This is a genomic window from Rhizobium sp. YTUHZ045 (assembly GCF_051124255.1).
Lineage (GTDB): Bacteria > Pseudomonadota > Alphaproteobacteria > Rhizobiales > Rhizobiaceae > Rhizobium.
Genome location: NZ_CP101432.1, coordinates 1,055,423 through 1,082,268 on the forward strand (window position 1 = coordinate 1,055,423; position 26,846 = coordinate 1,082,268).

Consider the following 26,846-nt stretch of genomic DNA (forward strand, 5'->3'; position numbering starts at 1 on the left):
GATCAGGCCTTCGCCCTGAGCTCGTAGGATCACCACCGCAACGCGTGACGCTTCCGTTATAGTGCATACGAAACCAGGACCATGACGCAGAACCATAAGAATCCCAACCCTTCCAAGCGTCACCTGCCAACAGCCAGCTGCGCCAGAATTATTGCCTCGCTTCACCACCAACTGCAGCTCAGCGCGATCTTCGCGGTATGTTTTCATAGCCAAGCTACCGGCGATTGGTCACGGGTGACATCTGCTCTTATGGGCAATGCCGTTGGTCCAAGCACCAACTTTTGGGGGAGGGGTAGGCCGTGAGCTTTAACCCAACCAACGTCCTTGGACGGTGGGTATGCGCGTTAGGCTTAGCTGCGCCTTCGTTTGCGTCAGTTGACTGGGGGGGTGGCGGGATGTTCGTTGGTAAGCAGCGCAGCTGTGAAAGGGGACCCATGTCTTTCCAAATTGCCGCGATCAAAAGCCTCTCATCTGTCCAGGCAAATCGGGACCGATAATGAGAGCCGATACGCTTAGAGCCGCGAATGGGCCGACCGTCAGTTGGCGAGCGATAGAGTGCTGGGGCGCGGGCTTCTGCCTTTTCCTTCAGACGGGCGCCCTTTTCCCGCTCATGCTGGCGGACGCCGACGGATCCCTTGGCGATCACGCCAGGTCTATATTGCGTCTGCTTTGTCTGCCCGTATACGGCTTTACATTGTTGATGCTGGTACGGAATTTTCCGCACTTTCTAACGGCGCTCAAGCGAAATTGGTTTGTCCCCCTGATAGTCGCCATGCCGTTTGTGTCCGTCTTCTGGTCGGTGGGCCCATCAACGACATTCAGGCGCGCTATCGGCCTGCTCTTTACGGTGCTTCTGGCTTACGTGCTGGCGATACGCTTCACACCACGGCAGTTGCTTCTGCTGGCATTTGCCACCTTCGGAACATGCATAGTCCTCAGCCTGCTGGTCTTCGTGGCGTCGCCGAGTCTCGCTCGCATGCCGATGGACGGCGCCGTGCGTGGCATATTCATCCATAAGAACAGTCTCGGTTGGTATGCCGCGATGATGATACTGGTGTCAACGGCCGTTTTAATGGACGGTAGCCGGGGTTTACGGCGAACCGCTTTGCTTTTCTTGATCGCGGCTGGGGCCTGTCTCATGGGCTCCGGATCGATGACCGCGATCATTGCGACGGTATCGGCCTATTGCTTGATCGGGTTCTATTCCCTGTTGCGGCGGATCGGTGGCATCAGCCGCATAGTCCTCATCCTGTTTTTTGTCCAAATGTTCATGGGGCTCCTCCTTTTGCTTCACGAATTCCTGGTTCCATTCCTGGAGGCGCTTGGCAAGGATGCCACTTTGACGGGCCGAGTGCCCTTGTGGGAACTGGTCGATGGTCAGATTGCCGATCATCTGCTGCTCGGCTTCGGCTACCAGGCCTTTTGGACAGAGGCGAACCCCGAGGCCTGGATTATCTGGTCGAAGATCCAATGGATGGCTCCCCACGCCCATAGCGGATTCCGCGATACACTGCTGAACTTCGGAATAAGCGGAATGATTTTGTTCACTCTGATGCTTCTACAGGCATTGCGCCAAGGGGCGATCCTCCAATGCAGGGACCCGCACTATTGCTGGCTCTGGCTGAATGTCTTCACAGTCGTCATTTTGGTGATGAACATGACCGAGACCATCTTCCTGATCCAGAATGACGCGATTTTCGTTCTGTTTATGTCGGGCATCATCATGTTCTCTCTATACGAGCCCGTTGTTTCAACGAGTCCCGGCCAGAAAATGCGGGCATCGGCGCGCAGAAAAACGGCGGAGCTGCAGACTTGAGACTGCATTTCGCACCGATCTTGAGCATTCTGTTTGCGACGCTCTTTCCGCAGCCAAGCAACCTGGCCTCAGTGACCTCGGACGCAGATGCGCCCGATAAGCTGCAGACGGCGCTTAGGGAAGCGACTTGCGCGGAGGCGTCGCCGGCGACCTTTTCCGACAGGCTGAAGGGGACTTCACTGAGCAATGTACCAACGGGCACATCTGCGGCCCGGGCGGTATTCCATGTTTCTCCTGATGGCAAGGACGGTTGGAGTGGGCGTCTTCCCAAACCCAACCCTCAGCATACCGACGGTCCTTTTCTCAGTATCGAGAGAGCTCAGGATGCTGCGCGCAAGAAGGGCGGCGAAAACACGATCGCGTTGGGCGGCGGGGACTATTATCTCTCTGAACCGATAGTCTTCGACGCGCGCGACGCGGGTCTGGTCATCACGGCGAGGTGCAACGAAGCGCCGGTTCTGCACGGCGGCCCGCTTGTACGCAATTGGACGGCACAGGCCGATGGCCGCTGGACGGCATCACTGAAGCTGCCTCCAGGCAGGGCCGTGGGCGACCTTTTCGTCAAGGGCGCGCTGCAGACGCAGGCACGCTTTCCCAACGCCCCGTTTGATGGAGATCCGCGCAAAGGATGGCTTTTTGCGGCCAAGTGCACAGAGGATGACGACATATGGCATGGCAATACGCGCTTTTGCTTCCATGCCGGCGATCTTCCGATCTCGAAAAATACGGCGGGGCTTGTCGCCCATATTGTCGGTGGTTTTAGCCCCGGTAGCCAATGGGGCAGTGACACCCTCCCGGTAGTTTCAATCGACACCGGCAACCGGACCATCAACACCAGAGGCACTGCCTACTTCTTCACCGCGGAAGGCAGCCGCTATTTCCTGGCGGGGGCGGCGGCCCTGCTCGATGCTGCTGGCGAGTGGTGGTATGACCGCGCCAAGGAGCAACTCGTCTATATTCCGACCGATGGATTGCCAATCAGCTCTACGGCTGTGGCCGGCATCCTGCCGACATTCTTCAGGCTGGATGGAGCCGATGGAATGGTTGTATCCGGGCTCCAGTTCAGGGATGGGGATCCGCGCGGCAGCGGCAAGTTCGGTACCGACACCAGGAGCTTCGGTGCCATACGGCTCGACCGGGCGGACGGCGTCCGGCTGCTCGGCAATTCCATCGACAATGTCGGCGTAGGCATCCACGTTTCCGAGAGCAAAGATGTCCTGATTGCCGGCAACGTGATTGCGGATGTGGCCGGCAACGGGATTTATGTCGGCACGACCTATGGCACCTTCCTCAAATCGCACGGTGCGACCATCCTGTCGAACCACATCCATGACATCGGCAGGGTCTATTTCGAAACGGCCGGGATATGGTTCCAGGCTGCCGATGATGTCAGGATTGCTCATAATCTCATCGAAAACGCAGCCCAGTTCGGTATCGCCGGTGGCTCGCTATGGGGAGATCAGGACGCAGTTCATGACGCGATCATCGAACACAACGTGGTCCGCAACGCCAATCAGCAAACGGCAGACGGCGGCGCCATCAAGATGATGGGTGAACAGACCGACCCTTTGAACAGCAGCATTCGCTACAATCTCGTCACCGGAACAGGTCAGCTTATGAACAGGGTCGATGGGACATTCTGGCCCCCTGGATATGAAAATACCAGTGAATGGCCTTCTCCTATCAGTTGGGCGATCTATACCGACGGCAAGGCCAGTGGAGTGCGCATCGAAGGAAATACGCTTTCGGATAATATATCGGCGATCGGCATAAACGGCGGCTGGAGCAACCTGGTGACGGGGAACATCATTGCCGGCGGATCTGGGGCTGCCTTTCGCGTCGATGACGGTACGGGCCGGGGGTGGCATCCGCCTTGGGCGGGCCCCAATCGCATCGAGGATAATATCGTGTCGGTCGACAGCGGCAATGGGTTGGCGGCATACATTTACGTGCCTGACCACAAGCTTGGATCGGTGCAATTTGCGCGTAATCGCTACAACGGCAATCTGAACGACAAGAGCTTCAGGATACACCCGGAGATCATGCCTTCGGGAGAGTTTGGCAGTCTAAGCGATCTTCAGAAGGCTGGGATCGACGTAGGCAGCGTAGCGTCGCGCTCCAATTGACAAGAACGGCAACGTGACGGGCTATATCGCTGCTGGCGGGAGTATTGCGCTCCACACGAAGCTCAGACCACTCGCCGGCGGTTGCTCGGCGCAATAGCGCCCCGATCGTGACGCGAAAATGACTACTGCCGGCAAGAGCTATGACGTCATGGCTTCGGCGAGCGTGCCCAGAGCGAAAATTCCAACGGATCCTGCGCCACGACGAAGCCTGCGCCGACGCAGGTGCGCGCATCAAGTTCCCGGCGCGGAAGCCTGCTAGGGTTGGTTTGTCGGGCAGTTCTGACGGTTCGTCAGCCCAGTCATCTCGCCTGTTGGGTTAATCATCTCTCCCCCGCTTTATTCGCGCGCAGGTCCGCACGGGCTTGGCGCGAGAGTGACTATCTTCTACGGCCTTGTGAAGGTCAAACCGCTCTTTCGGGGTCGCACTCATCAAAAAGAGCAACGCGGCAAGCCGTGGGGTACGCCGCCTTACTTCGAATATTGTAACTTATCTCGGCCGAAGGCGTAGGAATATGAAGTGTCTTCTACGTCCAATAGTTGGAACTGAAAGTATGGAGACAATCGCTCTGCCGGCATATTCTGATGACAGTTTAAATCGCGAAAGCGTAGGTCATGGGAAAGCAACCGACAGACAGAAGCCAAACTTCAGTTCTTAAACAAAAGGACTCCCTGGAATGGACTAATGTTCTTGGTGTTCGCATTTCGGCAGTTAATCTTAAAAGCGCGACCGGTTTTATTCAAAAAGGGATTGAAGACGGCAGGAGGGAATATGTGTGTGTTCGCGACGCACACGGTGTCGTCCGATGTCAAGATAACCCAGAGCTCCGGTCGATACATAACCGGGCATTCCTCGTGACCCCCGACGGCATGCCGTTGGTATGGGCGTTGAAGCGTGCTGGCCATGTGGACAGCGACAGGGTGTACGGACCTGATCTGATGTTGTCTGTTTTCGAGGCCGGTACATCGAAGGGAATACGCCACTTCCTTTATGGCGCAACGCCCGAGACGCTGCAGCACTTGCAGGCGCAGCTTCTCGCGAAATTCCCGGAAGCTGAGATAGCCGGCTCCTATGCACCGCCCTTTCATAAACTGTCACCGCAAGAGGAAGCCGATATTGCGAACCGGCTCAATCGATCCGGCGCCGATATCATCTGGGTGGGGCTGAGCAGCCCCAAGCAGGAACTCTGGATGGCGCGCATGCGTGACCGTCTGGATGCATCGATGCTTATCGGCGTCGGAGCTGCATTCGATTTTCACGCCGGCCTTAAGCGGCAAGCTCCAAGGTTCATTCAAAGAAGCGGCTTCGAATGGGCCTTTCGTCTTTTGTGCGAGCCGCGACGGCTGTGGCGGCGGTATGCCCTCGTCGTGCCGACCTTCATCTCACTGACAGCATTCCAGAGACTGGGGCTTCGGAAGTTTCCGATCGAAGACGAGGTTTTTGGATCGAGTGCGCCAAAAGCAACAGCCGTAAAGGTGTGAAGCGATCATGTCCCTATTTGCGCCGTCAGCAATCACGTCCGACCTGCGGAAGACGAAACCTTTCGTGGCAAACCCCACACCGACCGCCGAATTCAGCAAGCGGGCAGAGCTGAAAATACCGGTTCCATTCAGGCGCAGGTTGCCTCGGCTCGCTACGTCGTCATTTCTGATTGCCGGCGACATCGCAAGCTACCTGATAGCCTATCTTCTTCTCCTGCCGTTCCTTTCGAACTCTTCGGAGAACATGGTGCTGGAGCGCGCTTTCGCCGTCGCAGCGCTGGCAGCAATCGTTCTTTATGCATCGAACGCGCTCTATCCCGGATATCGGCTTCACGACCACGAACATCTGCGCCGCCGCACGACAGCGTCCTTCAAGGTGGTGGTCATCGCAGCGCTTGGGGCGATCCTTCTGCCGGAAGGACTAGGAGTGCTGCTTCCAATCATCGCCTTCATGGGCCTCGGATTGGTTGTTCAACCTCTTATGCGTGTGGCCGCACGAGGACTGTCCTGGAGGCTTGGTATCTGGGGTGAGCGGGCAGTGATCGTCGGTGCCCGCAATCGCATCCCTGCGCTTGTGGCGTATTTCTCAGAGCATTGGCACTATGGCATTCGGCCGGAATTCTCTTCTCCCGATACCTCGGAAGTATCACCCGACGGCGGGCCGTCAATTGCCTTGATCGCTGACGATACGGGCTCATTTGTCGCCGACTTGGCAACGATGCGTCGCCAGTTCGCCGAAGTCATCCTCCTCTCCGACACGCCGAACTTCAAGATAACCGGTTTGCGACCGGCTGACGTCGGCGGAGAGATCGGTGTTCGCTTGGCCGTCGGCGGGAGATCGGCAAGCTCGAACCTGGTTCGTCGAGTCCTCGATCTCGTGATCGCTATCCCGGCAGCGCTGGTGCTGATGCCCTGCATTCTGGTTGCCGCCGCAGCGATCTATGCCATCGATCCGGGTCCCGTCTTCTTCAGACACGCCAGGGAAGGCTTGTCCGGCAAGCCGGTGCGCGTCCTGAAACTGAGGACGATGTACAGAGATGCGGAACAACGCCTCGAAACATTGTTCCGGGACAATCCGGACATACAAGCCGAGTGGTCGAACCACTTCAAGCTTCGGCAGGATCCGCGCATCCTGCCGGTGATCGGGCATGTCCTTCGCTCATCGAGTTTCGACGAACTCCCGCAGCTGGTGAACATCATTGCAGGAGAGATGTCCTTCGTGGGACCGCGTCCCTTCCCGGAATATCACCTTTCGGCGATGGACAGCGAGTTTCGCGCCAAGCGGCGCTCGGTAACGCCGGGGCTGACGGGGCTTTGGCAGATATCCGAACGAAGCAATGCGGATATCGAACTGCAGCAGCAACTCGACGAGTTCTACATCGACAATCGATCCTTGTGGTTCGATTGGCACATCCTTCTCAGCACAATTCCTGCGGTCCTGAAAGGCAAGGGAGCCTGCTGACATGTTCTCCATCCCGGTGGGCAAACATTAACAACGGAGCAAATCAATGCACGGACAGAAGCGAATTATGGTTACCGGCGGCACCGGATTTCTGGGATCATTCCTTTGCGAAAGGCTTTTGCGAGAGGGCAATGACGTTCTCTGCGTGGACAATTTCTATACCGGCTCGCGCGATAACGTACTGCACCTTCTTGACGATCCTCGTTTTGAAATACTCCGCCACGACATCACATTCCCGCTTTATGTGGAGGTCGATGAGATCTATAACCTCGCCTGCCCAGCATCTCCGGTCCACTACCAGCACGATCCCGTGCAGACCGTGAAGACCAATGTGCATGGGGCGATCAATATGCTCGGCCTGGCCAAGCGCACCAAGGCAAAGATCTTCCAGGCATCGACAAGCGAGGTCTATGGCGATCCGGCAGTCCATCCGCAGCCCGAGGAGTATCGCGGCAGCGTCAGCCCCATAGGCCCGCGGGCATGCTATGACGAAGGCAAGCGCTGCGCCGAGACGCTGTTCTTCGACTATCACCGTCAATATGGCGTGGAAATCCGGGTGGCGCGGATATTTAATACCTACGGTCCGCGAATGCAGACAAATGACGGCCGTGTCGTCTCCAATTTCATTGTTCAGGCGCTTCGCAACGAGCCGATTACAATCTTCGGCGACGGCAGGCAGACACGGTCGTTCTGCTACGTGGACGACCTGATCGACGGTTTCATCCGATTGATGGCGGCGCCCGCCGGGGTTACAGGACCGATCAATCTCGGCAATCCAGGAGAATTCCAGGTTCGGGAATTGGCAGAAATGGTGGTGGAAATGACCGGATCGAAGTCGGGCATCGTCTTCAAGCCTCTGCCGATTGACGATCCGACACAACGCAAGCCCGACATCAGCCGCGCAACGCAACAACTGGGCTGGCAGCCGAAGGTGAACCTTCGTGAGGGGCTTGAGAGAACGATCGCTTATTTTGAGTGGAAGCTTTCCGGCGGAGTAAACAACAGTTTCAACGTCAAGTCCCGGCAAGTGCCCTATCCGCATCTGGCCTCTGCGAGCGTCGAAGTCAATGCTCCCGAAGCCATTCGATAGGGACATGAGCAGCAAGGCCGATCATCGGAAACCGCGGCTCGTTTTCTTTCAATGGGACCATCAGCCCAATGCGAACGCGGCCGGTTACCTGCTGCTGCACATGCAGCAGCAGGTCAAATGCCTCGCCACACATTTCGATGTCTTCGTCGTTAACCGCGACTGCGATTATGCCGAGATCTGCGACAGATACCAACCGGATCTGACGTTGTTTGAAAGCGGTTACCGATCGCATGGCTCACGTCGGATAAAAATCAGCAACACCAATACCCATCTCGCCGTTCCGAAACTTGGTCTTCATAACGCAGATGCATGGTGCGATCGACGCGCCGGCTTCCTTTCCGACATGGAGCAGTGGGGCATCGAGACGTATTTCGCGATCGCAACCATGGCGCCGGAGTATATGCCGGCGGTGAGGGAGAATCTGTTCGTCTGGCCAAATTTCATCGATCCCGAGGTCTATCACGACTACGGGCAGCAAAAGGTCATCCCGGTCACGCTCACGGGTCAGGCCTATGGCCTTTATCCCTGGCGACAGACAGTTTTTCCGATGATCCGCGACCGGTATCCCTGTCTGGTCTCGCCGCAACACGCGTATGAGAGCAAGCTGGCTGCTCAGCTCCTCTCTGGAGAAGCTTATGCGCGGGCGCTCAACGCGAGCTTTGTCGTCCCCACCTGCGGCACCATGGGCGGCGAGGTCGTACGCAAGCATTTTGAGATCCCCGGAGCAAAGGCCTGTCTCGTGACGGAGCGTACGGCAGCAGTGGAGGCAGCCGGCTTTGTCGACATGGAGAACTGCCTCTTTGTTGACGGCCGCAACGTGGTCGAGCGACTGGATTATCTTTTTGCCCATCCCGACGAAATAAGACGCATCACAACAGCCGGTTTCAACTTGATCCATTCACGTCATACGTTGAGCCACAGGCCGCAAATATATCAGTGGTTCATGCTGAACAGAGGCCTGCAATTCGGCGAAAAGATCATCCAGTCCGGCCCGTTCGGCGATCTTACAAAGGTCAGGCGTATCTCAAAGCAAGAGAGCGTCCATATCGTCGGGCAAGCAAGCGATCGTGTCTTGCTGAAGCAGGGGGACCTGCTTCTCCAACAGGGTAGGGTGGAGGAGGCCAAGCACTGCTACCTCAGCTGCCTCGACTATGTATCTTACCTGCCCGAAGCGAAATTGCGCCTTGCCGTCTGCGCATTGCAGGAGGGTGACGCCGATCGCGCCTATGACCTTCTGGTGGACCTGATCAAGGTGACCACCATCGAATATGGGGCACGCGATCCGGATCCGGTCGAGTGGGCCTACTTCCTTCTTGCTTTGATCTGCAGAGGCCAGTTTGAGCGGGCGCGGAGGCTGCAAAACTTCTATCCTTCTCTGTCGCATGACGAGTTCAGACGCGCGCGCCTCGTGATCGCTGAACTCGCTCGCTCAGCCGATGGGGTCGTCTCAGGACGGCATCGCATTGATCGGAAAAGCATTCATCAGCTTCCTGATCGAACCGATTCCGAGTGGCTTGCTTGGTTCGCCGATACTCTTGAACAGTGCCGGCAGCCAGATTTTGCAAGCGTTGTTCGTCAGGTTCGGGCTGGCGCAAGCGGTGGTGAGAAAGTAGCACCGCCACAGTTCAAACCTGATGCTGGTTGGCGCCTGCGAGTCTATTCGGGCATAGATGGCCTAATGATCAAGCTGCGCCTGAATGGGTTGAGGCCGAATGTGCCGCCTCTGCCGGAGTTCCGATATTTTTGGCATCTTGGGCGGCGTCTGGTCCCCCATTCGCAGAAAGCTCAGCTGAGCAAGATTCGGCTGGCGCTTTCCAGGCGTCCTTTGGGCACCGGCAATTAGCTGTGGGGAAATGGCACTGCGATAACAAGCACCTAAAGCGTGACACGCGAATCCGGAAGATCGCGGCACGCTTTAGATGATCGACTCGGTGGCGTATTTCCGTGCCGCCACCTCTAGAGCACGCTTCGATTTTTCAGAATCGCAGATTCGCAAATCAGCTGAAATATGATTCTCTGTCCTACCGGAAAAGGACGGCCGGCAAGGATGACGCACCCATATTCTGAGGATCTTCGCGAACGGGCGATGGCGCGCCTGAACACCGGAGAAACGATACGATCGATCGCAGCAGCACTTGCGATTGCTCCCTCCTGTGTTTCGAAGTGGAAGAAGCGCCTTGCGGAGACCGGCGCTCTGACGCCCGGCCGCGTCGGCGGTCGCAAGCAGCGGACTTTGTCCGGCGAACGGGCCGACTGGCTGCGCCAGCGCTGTCGATCCGGCCCGTTCACGACGCGAGGCCTTGTGGCGGAACTGGCCGAACGCGGCATCAAGACCGAGCGACGCGCCGTTTGGGTGTTCGTCCGGGCCGAGGGCCTGAGTTTCAAAAAAAACGGTTCTGCCGGCCGAGCAGACGCGGATGGATATCGCCAGGAAACGGTTGCGTTGGAAGACCCATCAACGGCGGATCGAAGCGCAGCGGCTGGTCTTTCTCGATGAGACCTGGATCAAGACCAACATGGCGCCCCTCAGGGGGTGGGCACCGCGTGGTCAACGCCTATGTGCCGCGGTTCCGCATGGGCACTGGAAAACCCTGACATTCATTGCCGCCTTGCGCTGCGACCGCATCGACGCCCCTTGGGTCATCGATGGGCCGATCAACGGCGAACTCTTTACCCTCTATATCCAGAGGATCCTCGTGCCCACGCTCGCCAAGGGCGACATCGTCATCCTCGACAATCTCGGCAGCCATAAGGGCCAAGCTGTCCGTCGTGCCATCCGGGCCGCAGGCGCGCACCTCTTCTTCCTGCCGCCTTACAGCCCGGACCTCAATCCCATCGAGCAAGTCTTTGCCAAGCTCAAGCACCTAATTAGGAGAGAACAGCCTCGCACAGTCGAAGCGACATGGCGCAAGGCTGGTGAAATGCTCGACTGCTTCTCGCCAGCAGAATGCGCAAACTACCTCACAAACTCAGGATATGCTTCCGTATGAAAGCAGCAGGCTCTAGAGAGAAAATGTGCTGGCGATGCGAAGCAAGTCTATCGGCTGACCGCATCGGCACCGTCAGTTTGCTGCTAAGCCGCCCGAAAGATTACTTTGAAAAAGATCGTTGAGCTTGAACACGACTTCCGTTCTGTTCGTCGCCTTGACCTTTTTCATGATATTGCGGACATGCACCTTCACCGTGCTTTCTCTGAGATTGAGCTCGTAGGCGATGATCTTGTTCGCCTTTCCGCGTCGGAGCGCCTCCACCACTTCTGCCTGACGATCGGTGAAGATGCCGGAGAGCGGACGGGCGGTCGAGTTGCTCGAGTCCAGCAGGTGACGCATGGCGAACAAGGCGCTTGCAGGCACGAATATTCCTCCTGCCACCGACAGCGCGATCAGCTCCATGCAGACGCTGACGCTGACCGAGGCGGGTATGAACCCTTTGGCGCCGTACTCAAGAGCCCTAACGATTTGGCCGAAGTCGTCGCTATCGGCCAATACGATAAGGGGTGTAGACGCGAATTCCGAAGAAAGTTTGCGGATTTGCTCCGAAACGGCTGGTTCATCGACCTTTTTGCCGCCGATGTTCAAGAGGATTGCTGCAAGCGGAGCGTATTCGTCGCGCTTCTGCTTCCACTCCTCAATCGATCCAAACGCCAGAATCTGCAGGTCCGCTTTTTGCGCAGCCATGCATTGCGCCAGGCATTGGCGATCAAGTTCACGATTGTCGAGAATGACAAGCGAATGCGTTTGTCCCGCCGACAACGCGAGTGTGTGCGCGTTATTTTCTATCCTATGAAGAGGTACGTGTTCCTGCCTGAGGTCCAAATTCGGTATAAGTGCTGAATTCACAGCTTCACCCTCCCACTAACACGTTACGCTTCACTACGACCCGAGTACCGACCCCTCTCAATACGGGGGTTTGGGAAACTCTAAAGTAGGAATCGAATACCACAATTCGCGGAACGTTACAGTAGCTAATATAGGCTAAGTGCAGCACAACTTACCGTATCGAATTTAAATCCGAAGATAAGCCTGAGTATAGACTTAGGTCTTACTACGATGTCTTCCAGATAGTCTATGTTATTATATTTCCGATTTGCCGCGGGCCACTAAACACATGGAAACAATCGCTGTCTTCGGCGTAGGCGCGGCGACGGGTAGGGAGGATGAGCCCGCCACCAATGCTGGTGCAGGGCATACACCAGGGCGTAAGTCGTCATAAGTAGATACGCCTTTGGGTGAATAAGCTTAAACGTTTTGTTTCTTTACTCGGATGACGAAAACAATTCTCTTTGAGGTGAGAGAAATATTTGTCCTGTTGGTTTGAAACCTTGGACGCAATCGCCCGATTGTCTGTTTCAACTGAAAATCGGGCCCTGTTAGGAGTAGTAGGGGTTTTCAGGGATGATTGCATCAAATGTCAAGCTGGGTGACGGCAGCGTCATCCACCATCGAGATCTCGTGAATCTGTATGGCTGCACGATCGGCGCAGGAACGCGCATCGGCACCTTTGTCGAAATTCAGAAGAATGTCGTAGTCGGGAGAGACTGCAAGATTTCCAGCCATTCCTTCCTCTGTGAGGGCGTGACGCTGGAAGACGGCGTGTTCATCGGCCACGGGGTCATGTTTACGAACGACACCTACCCGCGCGCCATTAATCCGGACGGCAGCCTGCAGACGGAGACCGACTGGATACTCATCCCTACACTCGTCAAGCGCCACGCGTCGATTGGCAGCAACGCCACCATCCTGCCCGGCGTGACCATCGGAGAGGCTGCGCAGGTCGGCGCCGGAGCGGTTGTAACAAAGGACGTGCCAGACGGCGCCATCGTCGCGGGCGTTCCGGCCAGGGTAATCGGCCGCGTCAATGACGGACCGGTAGACATGTTTGCGTTGGGAGAAATGGAATGATCGGTATCGCTGTTGTCGGATACGGGTATTGGGGTCCAAATCTGGTTCGTAACATCTCTGAAGCGGCCGGCGCCCACCTTGTTTCAGTCTGTGATCTCAATGTCGAACGGTTGGGGGCCGTCAAAAGCCGGTACCCCGCAATAACGGTCACGGACGATTTCGAGGAAGTCTTGCGCGATCCGAGAGTAGACGCGATCGCCATCGCGACGCCGGTCTCGACGCATTTCAAGCTTTCAATGCAGGCGATGATGGCCGGAAAACATGTCTTCGTCGAAAAGCCGATGGCAGCGACGGCGGAAGAAGCGTCGCGAATGGTCGATGAAGCTGCGCGCCGACGCCTCGTGCTCGCCGTGGATCATACCTTCGTCCACACCGGCGCCGTCCGGAAAATGCGCGAACTGGTCGAAAGCGGCCTTGGCGACATGTATTATTACGACTCGGTTCGGGTCAATCTCGGGCTCTTTCAGCATGATGTCAGCGTCATCTGGGACCTCGCGGTGCACGATCTTTCCATCCTGGACCACGTCCTGCAGGAAAAACCGGTGGCTGTTTCCGCGACGGGCATGAGCCACGTGCTCGGCGAGCCGGAGAACATCGCCTATCTGACGCTCTTTTTCGAGAGCAAGCTCATCGCGCACATCCACGTCAATTGGCTGGCGCCGGTCAAGGTGCGCCGCACGCTGATCGGCGGCAGCAACAAGATGATCGTCTATGACGATCTCGAGCCCAGCGAAAAGATCAAGGTCTATGACAAGGGCATCACCATGTGCCCCAATTCCGATGCGTACGGCGAGAAGGTGCATCAGATGCTGGTCGGCTACCGCAGCGGCGATATGTGGGCGCCCAAGCTCGATATGACCGAGGCATTGAAGCGCGAACTGGATCACTTCGTCGAGTGCATTGAGCAGAATTCCCGGCCCATTACGGACGGGCATGCCGGGTTGCGTGTCGTTCGGGTCCTTGAAGCCGCAAGCCGTTCGCTCGCGCAGCGCGGTCGTATCGTCGAGCTCGAAGAGGCGAGGCGCATCGCATGATCCCCTTTCTGGACCTCAGAGCACAATATCAATCGATCAAGAGCGAAATCGACGCCGCCGTGCTCGGCGTGCTCGCCTCTGGGCAATACATACTGGGCGAGGAAGTCATCCGCCTTGAGCAGGAATTTGCGGATTATTGCAACGTCAAACACGCGATCGCCGTCAACACCGGGACGAGTGCCCTGCATCTGTCTTTGCTTGCGGCGGGCGTTGGTCCCGGCGATGAAGTCATCACCGTCCCATTCACCTTCGTCGCGACTGTGTCGGCTATCTGTTACACGGGCGCAACACCGGTATTCGTCGATGTGGAGCCCGTGACGCTCACGATGGATCCCGCTCAACTCGAGGCGAAGATTACCTCCCGGACCAAGGCGATCATTCCCGTCCATCTCTACGGCCAGATGGCCGATATGGATGGCATCATGGCGGTCGCCGATCGCCACCGGATCCCGGTCATCGAGGACGCCTGCCAGGCACATGGCGCGTGGTATAAGGGCGCGCGCGCCGGCAGCATCGGCGCGTCTGGCTGCTTCAGCTTCTATCCCGGTAAGAACCTCGGCGCCTGCGGCGAGGGCGGCATCGCCGTCACGAACAGCGATGAGCAGGCCAAGACAATGCGCATGCTGCGCGACTGGGGTCAGGAACAGCGCTATCACCATCTGCTGAAGGGCTTCAACTACCGCATGGATGCCATCCAGGGTGCAATCCTGCGCGTCAAGCTCCGGCATCTCGAAGCCTGGACCGAAGCTCGCCGTTCGCATGGCCGCCGCTACTCCTCGCTGCTTGCAGGATCGCCGCATTTGCGAACGCCTGTCGAGGCTGCCGAGCGGCGGCATGTCTACCATGTCTATGCCGTCAGAAGCAGCGATCGCGACGGCCTGCAGCGTGTGCTCACAGCAGAGGGCATTCCATCCGGTCTGCACTATCCTATTCCCGTTCATTTGCAAAAGGCCCATGCCGACCTCGGTTACCAAGCAGGGGACTTCCCGGTCTCGGAAGCCGCCGCACGCGAGGTTCTCTCCTTGCCGATCTACCCTGAAATGCCCGTACAGCACGTCGATCAGGTCGCGGCTGCGCTGGAGTATGCCTATGTCAGCTAGTCCACGCGAGGCTCGTGTCGTGCAGGCCGTCCACGGCCGCAGCCAGAAGCCGGCAGATCCAGCCTATCAAGCGGGGCTCGCCGAAGAGCTCAGGCAAGCATATGGGCGCGCCGGCCTGATCGAACTCTACGGCCGCTTCGCGACAGGCGACGGCGTCGTCGACGCGCTGATGCGCAAAGCCATCTGGCGGGCTATCACGCGCAGCTGCGGCGAAGGTCTGCAGGTCGCAGGCGGCGCCGGTTTCAAACATCCGGAAACCTTCGAAATCGGCAATGGCGTGTTCATCGGCGCTCAGGCCTACATCCAGGGACGCTACGATGGCACCTGCGTCATCGGCGACAATGTCTGGATCGGCCCGATGGCCTATTTCGACGCGCGCGAACTTGTGATCGAGGATTCTGTCGGGTGGGGGCCGGGGGCCAAGGTGCTTGGCTCGACCCACACCGCACTGCCGATAGACGTGCCGATCATCCGTACGGATCTTGAAATCAAGCCGGTCCGCATCTGTGCCGAGGCCGATATCGGAACGAATGCGACCATTCTTCCCGGCGTGACCATCGGGAAGGGGGCGATCGTTGGAGCGGGTGCAGTTGTCGTTTCCGACGTCGAGCCGTTCTCGGTTGCCGCCGGTGTACCGGCGAAATTCATACGTTGGCGTTCGGAGAATGATCCGATGACGAACATGTCGCGTAAGGAAAGATCATGAGAAACAAACGGGTGCTCATCACCGGCGGTGCCGGTCTGATCGGTTCGCATATTGCCGATCTTGTTGCATTGGAAAAACCTCGCGAGATCATCGTCCTCGACAATTTCGTGCGCGGGCGCCGGGACAATCTCAGCACGGCAATATCAAGCGGCTCCGTCAACATCATCGAAGGTGATATCCGCGACAGGGCACTGCTGGCGAAAACCTTCGAAGGCGTCGACGTCGTCTTTCACCAGGCGGCGATCCGCATCACGCAATGCGCGGAAGAACCGCGGCTCGCCTTCGATGTTCTGGCCGAGGGCACGTTCAACGTCCTCGAAGCTGCCGTGAAGGCAGGCGTGTCGAAGGTCGTTGCTGCTTCCTCCGCCTCGGTGCTGGGGCTGGCCGAAAGCTTCCCGACGACCGAGCAGCATCATCCCTACAATAACCGGACGATCTATGGTGCGGCGAAGACGTTCAATGAGGGGCTGCTGCGCAGCTTCGCGGAAATGTATGGCCTGCGCTATGTGGCGCTGCGTTATTTCAACGTCTACGGACCGCGAATGGACGTTTACGGCGCCTATACGGAAGTGCTGATCCGTTGGATGGAGCGCCTGGCGGCTGGAATGCCGCCGCTCATTTATGGAGATGGCAGCCAGACGATGGACTTCGTCGATGCACGCGACATCGCGCGCGCAAACATTCTCGCCGCAAAGAGCGACGTCACGGACGAAGTATTCAATGTCGCGAGCGGGCAGGAAATAAGCCTCCTGGAACTCGCTCAGATGCTGAGCAGCGTCATGGGCGTTTCACTCGAGCCACAGCACAAAGAAGCCCGGACCGTCAACGGCGTAACCCGTCGTCTCGCTGATATCAGCAAGGCCGAACGGCTCCTCGGTTTCAAGGCGGAGATATCAATGGAACAGGGGCTTCGCGATCTCGTTGCCTGGTGGCAGCAGCAGACCGCCGCGGGAGGGGCGGCAGCATGAGCTCACCTCAATCCACAATTCCAGTCGCCAAACCCGTCCTCGGAGAGGAAGAGGCCGAGGCCGCACGCCGGGTCATCCTGTCGGGGTGGGTCACGCAGGGGCCGGAAGTCGCGGCATTTGAGAAGGAATTCGCGGCGTTCGTCGGCACTGAGCACGCCTGCGCCGTTTCCAACTGCACGACCGCGCTTCATCTCGCCTTGATGGCGGTTGGCGTAGGTTCCGGTGACGAAGTCATCACGGTCAGCCATTCGTTCATCGCCACCGCGAACGCTGTTCGATACTGCAATGCGGTGCCCGTCTTCGTCGATATCGAGCCGGATGGCTACAATATCGACCCCAGCTTGATCGAAGCGGCAATCACGCCCCGCACCAAAGCAATCCTGTGCGTGCATCAACTCGGCATGCCCTGCGATCTCCGTTCGATCGTGGAGATCGGCAAGCGCAATTCGATACCGGTTATCGAGGATGCGGCCTGTGCGACGGGAAGCGAAATCCTGTGGGAAGGGCGTTGCGAAAAGATCGGCAAACCGCATGGCGATATTGCCTGCTTCTCTTTCCATCCCCGAAAGGTCGTCACCACCGGTGATGGCGGCATGCTGACGACTGTGAATCCGGAATATGACCGAAAATTCCGGCTGTGGCGCCAACATGGCATGAGCGTCACCGACGCTGTCCGCCATGGCTCCAAACAGGTGATCTTCGAGGACTATGATGAGCTCGGCTATAACTACCGTATGACCGACCTACAGGCGGCGGTCGGACGGGTGCAACTGCGGCGGCTGCCGGAGCTGGTTGCACAGCGACGGCGATTTGCCTCGCAATATTGCGAGAGCCTATCCACGATCCCAGGTCTGTCGGTTCCGACCGAGCCCCGCTGGGCTCGCAGTAACTGGCAAAGCTTCTGCGTGAGATTGTCGGACGAAATCGACCAGCGAGCCGTCATGCAGGCGCTGCTCGATCAAGGAATATCGACGCGGCGCGGCGTGATGAACATTCATCTCGAGGGCGCCTATTCCGGTCAAAACTCCCATCGCATCGCCGCCAACCTGCCGAGAAGCGTTTCTGCGCAGCAGCAAACCGTCATCCTGCCGCTTTATGCTCAGATGACGGAGGCGGATCTCGTCAGGGTCGTCGACACATTGCGCCGGGCCATCATCGACGTCAGCACCGGGCGCGCCGCCCATCAGCCCGTTGAGCACGTCGTACCTGCCTGAAGTGACGCCTGCACGAGGCGGCATGTCGATACAACATCAGAAAAGCGCGCATCATCTGAAGCGCGCTTTTCTCATGCGAATTTCGTGATCCATCCTCTGACGATTGCGGGCACCGATTCCGGCGGAAGCAGTTTGACCAACATGCGTAGCGAGTAAAGCCCTGTCACGACTGCTGCGACGCAGCCGATCACCATCGCCGCCCATGACGGTAACAGGAAAAAGGCTGAGACGACCAGTCCCGATGCCGGCAGGAAGAGAAACGCGTGCCTGCGATTGGCGCGCGACCAGCGAAAGCCGGTGAGGCGATACACGATCACGTAAATCAGAATACTATGCCAGACGTAGAGGCCGAAGAACGCCGCGCCGGCTCCTGTCGTGCCGAACTTTGATACGAAGAGCCACGCCAGCCCCACATGCACCAGCGTTGCTGCGACCTCGGTCCAGAAGAAGATCGTCTGCGCACCCTTCGCCAGGACGATGAAGCCCATCGGCCAAGCGACGATCCTGAGCATCATTCCAAGGCAGATCCATCGCAGAAGCTCCACGGCCCCATGAAACTCCGCGGAATAGAACATGCTCATCACGAGCGGGGCGAGGGTCAGGGTGGCGATCAGACCGGGGCCGGCCAGTAGCATGCTGATTTCCGCCTGCTCATTGACCAGCCGATTGCACTCGACATCGTTGTCCACGATTGCGGTCAAGCGCGGATAGAAGTCTGTCCCCATCGCCTGCAGGATGAAACCGGCGTAGAGGCCGCCAAGCGCCCAGGCTGCCTGGTACAACCCCGCCGCCACAACGCCTCCTTCATTCAGCACGATGATGCGGATAGCATAGGCCGCGCCGAAGGTCAGAAGTCCGCTTGCCATGAAAGCGACGCCGAGCCTGAACAGGGCTTTCGCTTCTCGGCCGAACTGGCGCGCCGACATCGGCGGTGGCTGCGTGGATATTTGTTTGCTGTACCACCAGGTGGGAAGAACCGAGACGGCCGCGATCGCCACGAGAGAGGGTACAATCGCCTTTTCGCCGAACAGATAAATCAACGGGATGCTGACAATCGTGCCGAAGAGTCCGGAGAGCACGTTGATGCGGGCAAGATTCGCAATGCCCCGCAAGCCCTGGATCAAAGCAGCCTGTCCGGCAGACACAATGCGAAAGAATACGGCGAGGGAGAGCAGCACAATGCCGCCGACGTGCTGGTAGTCGCCGAAGGTGAGATTGGAGACCGGAAAGGCCAGCACCGCAAGCAACAGCCCGCCGAACAACCCGAGCACCAGCGAGATGCGTCTGAGCGCTGTCGCCGACCGCGCGATCCTCTCTCCGTCGTCGGCCCCCGCCGCCTCGGCGACCCGGCGCACACCGCTGCTGCTCACGCCCAGACCAGCTATTGCCTGCGCGATATCGAGGATTGCCCCGTAAAGGCCGATAAGCCCCACTCCTTCCGGCCCGAGCAGAACAGCCAGGGCTTTGTTGCGAACGATGCTGAGAGCGACATTCACCAGCGAGGAACCGCCCATCAATATCGTCGACTTCAAGATTTGGGTATAAGACTGACCGCTGGGTGGGATCATGCGCAAGGTCATCAGATATCCCTAGCTTTTATCCTGTCGGGCAGCATCTCCGACGCTTTACCCCGGGCCCGGCGCCCAACGCAGCTTCGGAGATGCGCGGCGCGCGCGGTCTTCTTGAGACCGTCATATCGCTCATGATATTCGAGGCGGCGGGATCTCACATCTCTCGGTCTCACGGCCGCTTTCGCCGTGATCGTGCTTTCGCCACAGGTCACTGGCTTGCCCGATTTGCAAGCGTCTCTGGCTCCATCTCCCCAGATTGATCGGAGGTGGGCTCGGACGGCTCGTCCGAAATTTGCGGCCGAACAACTCTCACGACGTCACCCGGCGCTAGCGTCGTCGTTTCTGAGGCTTGGAATTGATCGATTCGTCCTTCGTTACGCCGGCTGACGGTAAAAGTGATCGGGAGCTCCACGCTGCGGTTTTTCAAGCCGTCGTCGGCAGCAAGTTCATCGATAAGCAGCTTCTGCGTCATCTCACGCTTCATTTTGAGCTGATCGAGATTTGCCCGTTCCGCCTGCGCTTCGACCGCGACTTCGCTCCGACGCGTGTCGGACAGGCCCTCGAGGTTCCGCGTTGTCTCGCTAACTGCCTGACGACCCCGCATGATGGCGGTAACCAGGTCGAGCTTGTCGGAACGGTAGGTCGTCAGCAACCGTTCCAGGTCCAACTGCCTCGACGAGATCGTGAGGCCTTTCTGCACCAGGGACTTGACGCTGGTCAGCTGGTCCTCAACTGATTTGATATTATCGTCTGCGCCCACCAGTTTCTCTTCCAAAGTCGAGATTTCGGTGGTCAAAAGTTCGCGCAGTTCCGTGAGCGCCTTTGACTGCCGCTCCAGCGCATTTGCACGAGCTTGAAAAATGACCCTCTCCTCGCTGTATATCCCAGCGGAAAATTGCTGATCGGCGCCCGCCGCCTGATCGAAGGTGATTTCCTTCGCACCGGCCATCTCGGCCTGGAGTCGCGACAGTTTCGCCGTGCTGCGCAGGATGGAGTGATCGATTTCCCGCAATTCGCCGACGAGCTTGATCGACTCCGTTTGCAGCGGAGTTTTAGAGCGAAACGGGCCGCCGCTCATAGCCAGGGATTGCAGAACGGTAAGCCCGGGACGAAATTTATATTCTCCGGGCGTGGTGACGTCTCCCACAACATAGATTGGTGGATATTCGAGAATTTCGATCGTGACCGCGGGTGGCTGAACCAACCCGATTTTTTCCTGCAGGCGCTTGGCGATCTCGTTTATGAGATTGGTTTTTTCGAGATTGCCGACGGAAAGGGATCCGAGAAAAGGCAAGAAAAGCGTGCTCTCATCCGAGACCGTGTATTCGCCGCCAAGCGCATCCCATCGTTCATATTGGCCTTTGGATTGCACCCATTGGACGATCGTCAGACGGATTTTCGTTTGCGGAGGCAAGGACGCGCTATCGGCGAGAGCCGGCGACATCGCTCCGCCAAGAAAGGCGAGTGCGCCGATGGCAAACGTCGTGCGAAAGAGCAGCTGGAGGATGCGGTGCGATGAATTCATATACATATCTCGCCTGCGAAACATTCTTCAACGGATGCTGATCCAATCCCTTGACGCTGTTCGACCGCCGGCCGGCAGGTCCGAAGCCACATCGTTAGTGTGCAGTCTGGCGAAGGCTTGAGGAAGGTGAAGGTCGTTTGCTTTGCCTCATCACTATTGATGAGATAGGGTGGGTGCCTCAGTCTAAATCGAGCAGGAGCGTATATCTCGGAGAGGTATCATCCTGAAAAATCACGCGATCATGCACGCAGGAATAGGCGCACTCGCATCGAAGGATTGAGATCGCATGCTCGTGCCCGATTGTAGTCCCCAGATGCAGACGGCCTTTGTCATCGCCTGGTCGATCCGGTCCGTTGCTTCCTGCCTGGGCGTTTCCAGCGTCAGTGCCGCCATGTGGCGATGATGGACGAAGCCGTCGCCGCGGCTTGAGGCCCTGCACCGAGCGCAGCGAGCTTTGCGGCCCGTCACACCCGTCATTAGTTCATGCAACACGGCCGTTGCCCAAAGGATGCCGCCCGTAGAGCGAAAGGCGTAGGATATACTCGCTTATTTTTCGACTATACTTCCCAGAGTCGTTTCAAACGATCCTCATAGATTTGATCCGATAAATATAGCGAGAGGTACCCGCCATGTATCGCAACGCTCGCCGGTGGATTTCGCACTCACTTCTGGTGGATTCGTTGGTGCCCCGATGGCTGACCGTCGGGGGAAAGGAAAGACCGCGCAAGCCGGCCGAAAAAAGTAAGGATAGAGCTCAACTTGCGGCATCGGCGCAAACCGCCGACGGACACAAGCAGGGCGCCCTTGTCGACGATCCCTATACGGATGCGGCCCTCAACGAGCATGATGGCGGGCAGAAAGCGCACGTGAACGGCGAGGCGGACAACAGCCTCGAAGAGCGGTCCTTGCCTGACACTTTCGCAAAGCCTGGCGAAATGGGAAGTCGAAGCGGTGATGCGGCCACGCTGTCGGATCTTATGCCGGAGTTTGCGAATTTCCAGGGGCCCGCGAACGGAGTTGCGTTCGGGGGTGCAGCGTCCCTTCAGCGCACCTATACCGCAATGAGTTCCATGGGCGACGATCCTCTGGCTCCCTATCTGCCGCAAAGTCCTGCGCCGACAGATTCGGGGCAAGGTGCTCCTAAGGTGGCGGCCGGGCGTGCTCATTCGGGCAAGGTCGTCATTCTCGAATCGAGCCCGTCAGGGCAGACGACAGCGCACGACGCCGGCGCGAATTCGCTGGCCTTCGGCATGCCCTTTGGCGTGTGCGGGTGCGGCTACTATACCTCCCCCACTCGGATTCTCGATTGGGCTCATGGCGGCGCCCTGCTTCAACAGGACGGTCAATTGCCGGGGACCAGGCTGACCGAAGGGCCGGACTATGTGGCTATTAAGCAGGCCATCGGCGCCTCGGTCAGCGATCCGCTTCTCGATCGTGACTTGTCCCCACTCTCGGGGTGGCCCGGCACTGCAACATGGTCGGACGCGGCGCTCACCAATGGAACCCTGCCAGGTGGGGGAGAGACGGGAACGGGAACAAAATCCAAGGATATCGGTATCCTGTCCGGCTCTGTGACGAAGCCACCTAAGCCTTCTACGCAGGGGTCATCGACAACGCAGAGCCTGGCGGCCGCGGCGGTGGCCAGCAACGCAATCGTGCTGGAAAACCAGAAGCAGGGCAATCCGGAGAGCGAGTGGGGCATCGTCGGTGCCGGTAGCTCCAACATCGAAGGCTTTGCGACTGACATCAGCGTCGACAACGGCAAGACGATCAGCTTCAAGATCAATACCAACTCCACCAACTACCGGATCGACATCTATCGGCTCGGCTATTATGGCGGCATGGGCGCCCGCAAGGTCGCGACCATGCAGCACACCGGGTTGCAGACTCAGCCCAGTCCGTTGCGCAATGCCACGACCGGCACAGTGGACGCCGGCAACTGGGCCGTCTCGGCGTCATGGACCGTACCTGATGATGCCGTCTCGGGCGTCTACATCGCCAAGCTCGTGCGTCAGGATGGCACCGCTGGCTCGAACCACATTCCGTTCATCGTGCGCGACGACGACAGCCACAGCGACGTCGTCTTCCAGACCGCGGATGAGACCTGGCAAGCTTACAACGGCTGGGGTGGCGCAAACTTGTATGGCGGCAACGGGCCGGCGACGGGGCAAGGTGCCGGTCGCGCCTATGCGGTCAGCTACAACAGGCCGATTGCCACCCGCGGCGGGGTCGGCACTTACGCCGGTCCCCAAGACTATCTGTTCGGCGCCGAATATGCGGGAATCTATTGGCTGGAACAGAACGGCTATGACGTCTCCTACTTGTCGGGTGTCGACGCCGACCGCTATGGCAGCCTCTTGCTCAATCACAAGACCTATATCGATGCCGGGCATGACGAATACTGGTCGGGACAGCAGAGAACCAATGTCGAGGCCGCGCGCGATGCGGGCGTCAACCTCATGTTCTGGAGCGGTAACGAGGTTTATTGGCGTACCCGCTGGGGCAACGCCTATAGCGCCGACGGCACGCCTTACCGCACCCTGATCACCTACAAGGAGACATGGGCCGGCGGCGATATCGATCCTTCCGACCAATGGACAGGCACCTTCCGCGATCCACGCTTCAGCCCACCGGCTATTGGCGGCGGCAATCCCGAGAATTCGCTGACCGGTCAATTGTTCAAGGTCGACGATGTCGGCAGCAACCTCGGCGCGATCACCGTTGGCTATGATGATGCCAACCTTCGCTTCTGGCGCAATACGAGCGTTGCCAATCTTCAGCCCGGGCAGACGGCGACGCTCACCAAGAACTATCTCGGTTACGAATGGGACGAGGCGCCCGATAACGGCTTCGATCCTGCCGGCCTGGTGAAGCTGTCGTCGACGACACTTCCGGTCAGCACCTACTTGCTCGATTACGGAAACACGACCGGCAATGCGACCGCGACCCACAATCTGACGCTCTATCGCGCCCCCAGCGGTGCGCTGGTGTTCGGCGCTGGCACGGTCTACTGGACATGGGGGCTCAGCGACAATCACGACCTCACAGCGACTCCGACGGATCCTCGCGTGCAGCAGGCAATGGTCAATTTGCTTGCCGACATGGGCATTCAGCCTGGAACACTGCAGTCGGGGCTCACCGCCGGGACCGCGTCGTTGGACCACACTGCGCCGACATCGGTCATCACGGTGCCCGCCACGGCGACCGTTGGATCCACCGTGACGATTACCGGCACCGCTGCCGATACCGGAGGCGGGGTTATCGCCGCGGTCGAGGTTTCGACCGACAACGGGGCGAGCTGGCATCCGGCGACGGGTGATGAGAACTGGACTTATACCTGGCAGCCGCAAACCACGGGCACCTATACCATCCGGTCTCGTGCAGTCGATGATAACGTCAACCTGGAAACGCCCTCGGCGGGACGAACGGTCACCGTCAGCGGGCCGAATTACACCTCTCTCTTCGGTTCGGCGACGCCGGCGGTTGTCAACACCAACGATACCTCGGCGGTTGAACTCGGCGTCAAATTCCAAACCTCCGTGGCAGGCACGGTCACCGGCATTCGTTTTTATAAGGGCAGCCAGGATACCGGCACGCATACAGGTTCATTATGGTCGAGTACCGGCACGCGTGTTGCGACCCTCACCTTCACAAGCGAGACCGCCAGCGGCTGGCAGACCGCCTATTTCACCAGTCCGGTATCGCTGACGGTCGGACAAACCTACACCGCATCTTACCATACCAATACCGGTCACTATTCGTCGACCACCGGCTACTTCACCTCAAATGTAACCAGCGGTCCGCTCACGGCGCCGGCCAGCGGAAATGGCGTCTATGCCTATGGCAGCAACAGCCTATTCCCCACGAGCACCTTCCAGTCGACGAATTATTTTGTCGATGTGATGTTTACCACGTCGAGCTCGAACACGACGCCGACGGCGGTTGCCGATACGGGGGATGCGACCGAGAAGGGCGGCGTGGCGAATGGCTCGGGCGGCGTGGCCGCCAGCGGCAACGTCCTGACCAACGACACCGATCCGGATGCCGGTGACACCAAGACCGTCACGGCGGTCCGCTTCGGGGCGACGTCAGGCACGCTCGGCTCGGCGCTCACCGGCGCCTATGGCAGTCTCGTGCTCAACGCATCGGGCGCCTATAGCTATGCCATCAACGAGAACAATGCGACCGTCCAGGCGCTGCGCCAGTCGACCAACACGCTGAGCGATGTCTTCAGCTACACGATGCGCGACGCTGCCGGCGCCACGGCCACGGCGAACCTGACGATCACCATCCATGGCGCCAACGATGCGCCGGTGCTGGCCGTCCAGACGACGACCCAGAACGCCACTGTCGGCTCTGCCTTCTCCTTCACGCTGCCGACGACCACCTTCACCGATGTGGACAGCGGCGAGACGCTGGCCTATGCGGCAACGTCCGCCGATGGCACGGCGCTGCCTTCCTGGCTGAGCTTCAACGCCTCGACGCGCACTTTCTCCGGCACGCCGACGACGTCAGGCACATACGGCGTCAAGGTCACGGCGACTGACCTCGGCGGCCTTGCCGCCAACGAGACCTTTAATATCGCCGTGTCGACATCAGGCAATACGACGCCGACGGCGGTTGCCGATACGGGGGATGCGACCGAGAAGGGCGGTGTGGCCAATGGTTCGGGCGGCGTGGCCGCCAGCGGCAACGTGCTGACCAACGACACCGATCCGGATACCGGCGACACCAAGACCGTCACGGCAGTCCGTTTCGGGACGACGTCAGGCACGCTCGGCTCGGCGCTGAACGGCACTTATGGCAGTCTCGTGCTCAATGCATCGGGCGCTTATAGCTATGCGGTCAACGAGAACAATGCGACCGTCCAGGCGCTGCGACAGTCGACCAACACGCTGAGCGATGTCTTCAGCTACACGATGCGCGACAGCGCTGGCGCCACGGCCACGGCGAATCTGACGATCACCATCCATGGCGCCAACGATGCGCCGGTGCTGGCCGTCCAGACGACGACCCAGAACGCCACTGTCGGCTCTGCCTTCTCCTTCACGCTGCCGACGACCACCTTCACCGATGTCGACAGCGGCGACACGCTGGCCTATGCGGCAACGTCCGCCGATGGCACGGCGCTGCCTTCCTGGCTGAGCTTCAACGCCTCGACGCGCACCTTCTCCGGCACGCCGACGACGTCAGGCACTTACGGCATCAAGGTGACGGCAACCGATCTCGGCAGCCTTGCCGCCAACGAGACCTTTAATATCGCCGTGTCGACGGCACCGACGACCTACAGCCTGTTCTCTGCTTCCAGCACGCCGAGCCGGACCTTCAACGATGGTCAGCAGCTCGAACTTGGCGTCAAGTTCACGTCGAACGTTGCCGGAGATGTCACCGGCATCAGGTTCTATCGCAGCGCCAATGACAACGGCCAGAATGTCGTCGACCTTTGGACCGCGACAGGCACCAAGCTTGCCACCGCCACCTTCACCACAACCACCGCGAGCGGCTGGCAGACGGTGAACTTCACAAACCCAGTCACCATCGCCGCCAATACCACCTATGTCGCCTCCTATCACACGACAGGCGCTTACGTGGCGACCAGCAATTTCTTTACGGCCGCTGTCAGCAACGGTCCGTTGACGGCGCCGGCCAGCGGCAATGGCGTCTATGCCTATGGCGGTTCCGCCACCGCAGGTCTTTTCCCGACCAACAGCTACAATTCAACCAATTACTACGCCGACGTCGTCTTCCGGCCGCAACTGGTCGCGTGATGCAAAGGGGATCGGTTTCGAATGAGGCTGACACGACGCAAATGCGGATCGCAGAGAGGAACGCGGCCTCCGCTCCCATTCAAGCG

The 26,846-nt window shown here is 58.8% G+C and carries 17 protein-coding genes; 14 read left to right on the forward strand and 3 right to left on the reverse strand.

What is annotated here, in order from left to right; all coding sequences use genetic code 11:
* Positions 1–496: 496 nt before the first annotated feature.
* The 7 genes from NMA58_RS05200 to NMA58_RS05230 all read left to right on the forward strand — a co-directional run bounded on the left by NMA58_RS05200 (position 497) and on the right by NMA58_RS05230 (position 10,963).
* Positions 497–1,816: an O-antigen ligase family protein gene (locus NMA58_RS05200; RefSeq protein WP_434712612.1), complete on the forward strand. Its 1,320-nt coding sequence runs from the start codon at positions 497–499 to the stop codon at positions 1,814–1,816.
* Entirely contained in the window at positions 1,813–3,942 is a 2,130-nt protein-coding gene (locus tag NMA58_RS05205; RefSeq protein ID WP_434712613.1) for a right-handed parallel beta-helix repeat-containing protein, read from the forward strand. The genes NMA58_RS05200 and NMA58_RS05205 overlap by 4 nt, the downstream gene beginning before the upstream one ends.
* A 612-nt stretch (positions 3,943–4,554) precedes the next feature.
* Positions 4,555–5,421, forward strand: coding sequence for a WecB/TagA/CpsF family glycosyltransferase (locus tag NMA58_RS05210; RefSeq protein WP_434712614.1), 867 nt, complete (start codon positions 4,555–4,557; stop codon positions 5,419–5,421).
* Between the two features lie 7 nt (positions 5,422–5,428).
* On the forward strand, positions 5,429–6,883 hold the full coding sequence (locus tag NMA58_RS05215; protein ID WP_176536412.1) for a sugar transferase: 1,455 nt from the start codon (positions 5,429–5,431) through the stop codon (positions 6,881–6,883).
* Positions 6,884–6,929: 46 nt separating this feature from the next.
* Positions 6,930–7,973 (forward strand): UDP-glucuronic acid decarboxylase family protein, encoded by a 1,044-nt coding sequence (locus NMA58_RS05220; RefSeq protein WP_434712615.1) that lies wholly within the window; start codon positions 6,930–6,932, stop codon positions 7,971–7,973.
* A 4-nt stretch (positions 7,974–7,977) separates the two neighbouring features.
* Positions 7,978–9,816, forward strand: coding sequence for a glycosyltransferase family protein (locus NMA58_RS05225; RefSeq protein ID WP_434712616.1), 1,839 nt, complete (start codon positions 7,978–7,980; stop codon positions 9,814–9,816).
* A gap of 204 nt (positions 9,817–10,020) precedes the next feature.
* Positions 10,021–10,963, forward strand: a protein-coding gene (locus NMA58_RS05230; protein WP_176536422.1) for an IS630 family transposase whose coding sequence is annotated in 2 segments (ribosomal slippage) — positions 10,021–10,356 and positions 10,358–10,963 — 942 coding nt in all. Because the reading frame shifts where the segments join, the coding sequence is not laid out codon by codon here.
* Positions 10,964–11,035: 72 nt separating this feature from the next.
* Here NMA58_RS05230 and NMA58_RS05235 read toward each other — a convergent pair.
* Entirely contained in the window at positions 11,036–11,812 is a 777-nt protein-coding gene (locus NMA58_RS05235) for a response regulator transcription factor (RefSeq protein WP_097601716.1), read from the reverse strand.
* Between the two features lie 555 nt (positions 11,813–12,367).
* Here NMA58_RS05235 and NMA58_RS05240 point away from each other — a divergent pair.
* Genes NMA58_RS05240 through NMA58_RS05265 form a run of 6 tightly spaced genes read left to right on the forward strand, consistent with a single transcriptional unit; the run spans position 12,368 to position 17,896 of the window.
* Positions 12,368–12,874, forward strand: coding sequence for an acyltransferase (locus tag NMA58_RS05240; protein WP_085777572.1), 507 nt, complete (start codon positions 12,368–12,370; stop codon positions 12,872–12,874).
* A complete protein-coding gene (locus NMA58_RS05245; RefSeq protein ID WP_097601717.1) occupies positions 12,871–13,908 on the forward strand; it encodes a Gfo/Idh/MocA family protein in 1,038 nt (345 codons plus the stop codon). The genes NMA58_RS05240 and NMA58_RS05245 overlap by 4 nt, the downstream gene beginning before the upstream one ends.
* Positions 13,905–15,008 carry a DegT/DnrJ/EryC1/StrS family aminotransferase gene (locus NMA58_RS05250; protein WP_434712617.1) on the forward strand — a complete coding sequence of 368 codons (1,104 nt, stop codon included), beginning with the start codon at positions 13,905–13,907 and terminating at the stop codon, positions 15,006–15,008. The genes NMA58_RS05245 and NMA58_RS05250 overlap by 4 nt, the downstream gene beginning before the upstream one ends.
* Complete coding sequence (locus tag NMA58_RS05255; protein WP_097601719.1) at positions 14,998–15,714, forward strand: acyltransferase; 717 nt, start codon at positions 14,998–15,000, stop codon at positions 15,712–15,714. Before NMA58_RS05250 ends, NMA58_RS05255 begins: the two co-directional genes overlap by 11 nt.
* Positions 15,711–16,682 carry an NAD-dependent epimerase/dehydratase family protein gene (locus NMA58_RS05260; RefSeq protein WP_097601720.1) on the forward strand — a complete coding sequence of 324 codons (972 nt, stop codon included), beginning with the start codon at positions 15,711–15,713 and terminating at the stop codon, positions 16,680–16,682. Before NMA58_RS05255 ends, NMA58_RS05260 begins: the two co-directional genes overlap by 4 nt.
* On the forward strand, positions 16,679–17,896 hold the full coding sequence (locus NMA58_RS05265) for a DegT/DnrJ/EryC1/StrS family aminotransferase (protein ID WP_434712618.1): 1,218 nt from the start codon (positions 16,679–16,681) through the stop codon (positions 17,894–17,896). The genes NMA58_RS05260 and NMA58_RS05265 overlap by 4 nt, the downstream gene beginning before the upstream one ends.
* Before the next feature lie 71 nt (positions 17,897–17,967).
* Here the strand turns inward: NMA58_RS05265 and NMA58_RS05270 are convergent, their stop codons facing one another.
* Both NMA58_RS05270 and NMA58_RS05275 read right to left on the reverse strand, forming a co-directional pair.
* Complete coding sequence (locus tag NMA58_RS05270; RefSeq protein ID WP_097601722.1) at positions 17,968–19,476, reverse strand: O-antigen translocase; 1,509 nt, start codon at positions 19,474–19,476, stop codon at positions 17,968–17,970.
* A 199-nt stretch (positions 19,477–19,675) separates the two neighbouring features.
* Positions 19,676–20,992, reverse strand: a complete 1,317-nt coding sequence (locus NMA58_RS05275) for an SLBB domain-containing protein (RefSeq protein WP_176536413.1) — start codon at positions 20,990–20,992, stop codon at positions 19,676–19,678.
* 629 nt (positions 20,993–21,621) lie between these two features.
* Between NMA58_RS05275 and NMA58_RS05280 the strand changes: the two genes are divergently transcribed.
* Entirely contained in the window at positions 21,622–26,760 is a 5,139-nt protein-coding gene (locus NMA58_RS05280; protein ID WP_434712619.1) for a DUF4082 domain-containing protein, read from the forward strand.
* The last annotated feature ends 86 nt before the right edge of the window (positions 26,761–26,846 follow it).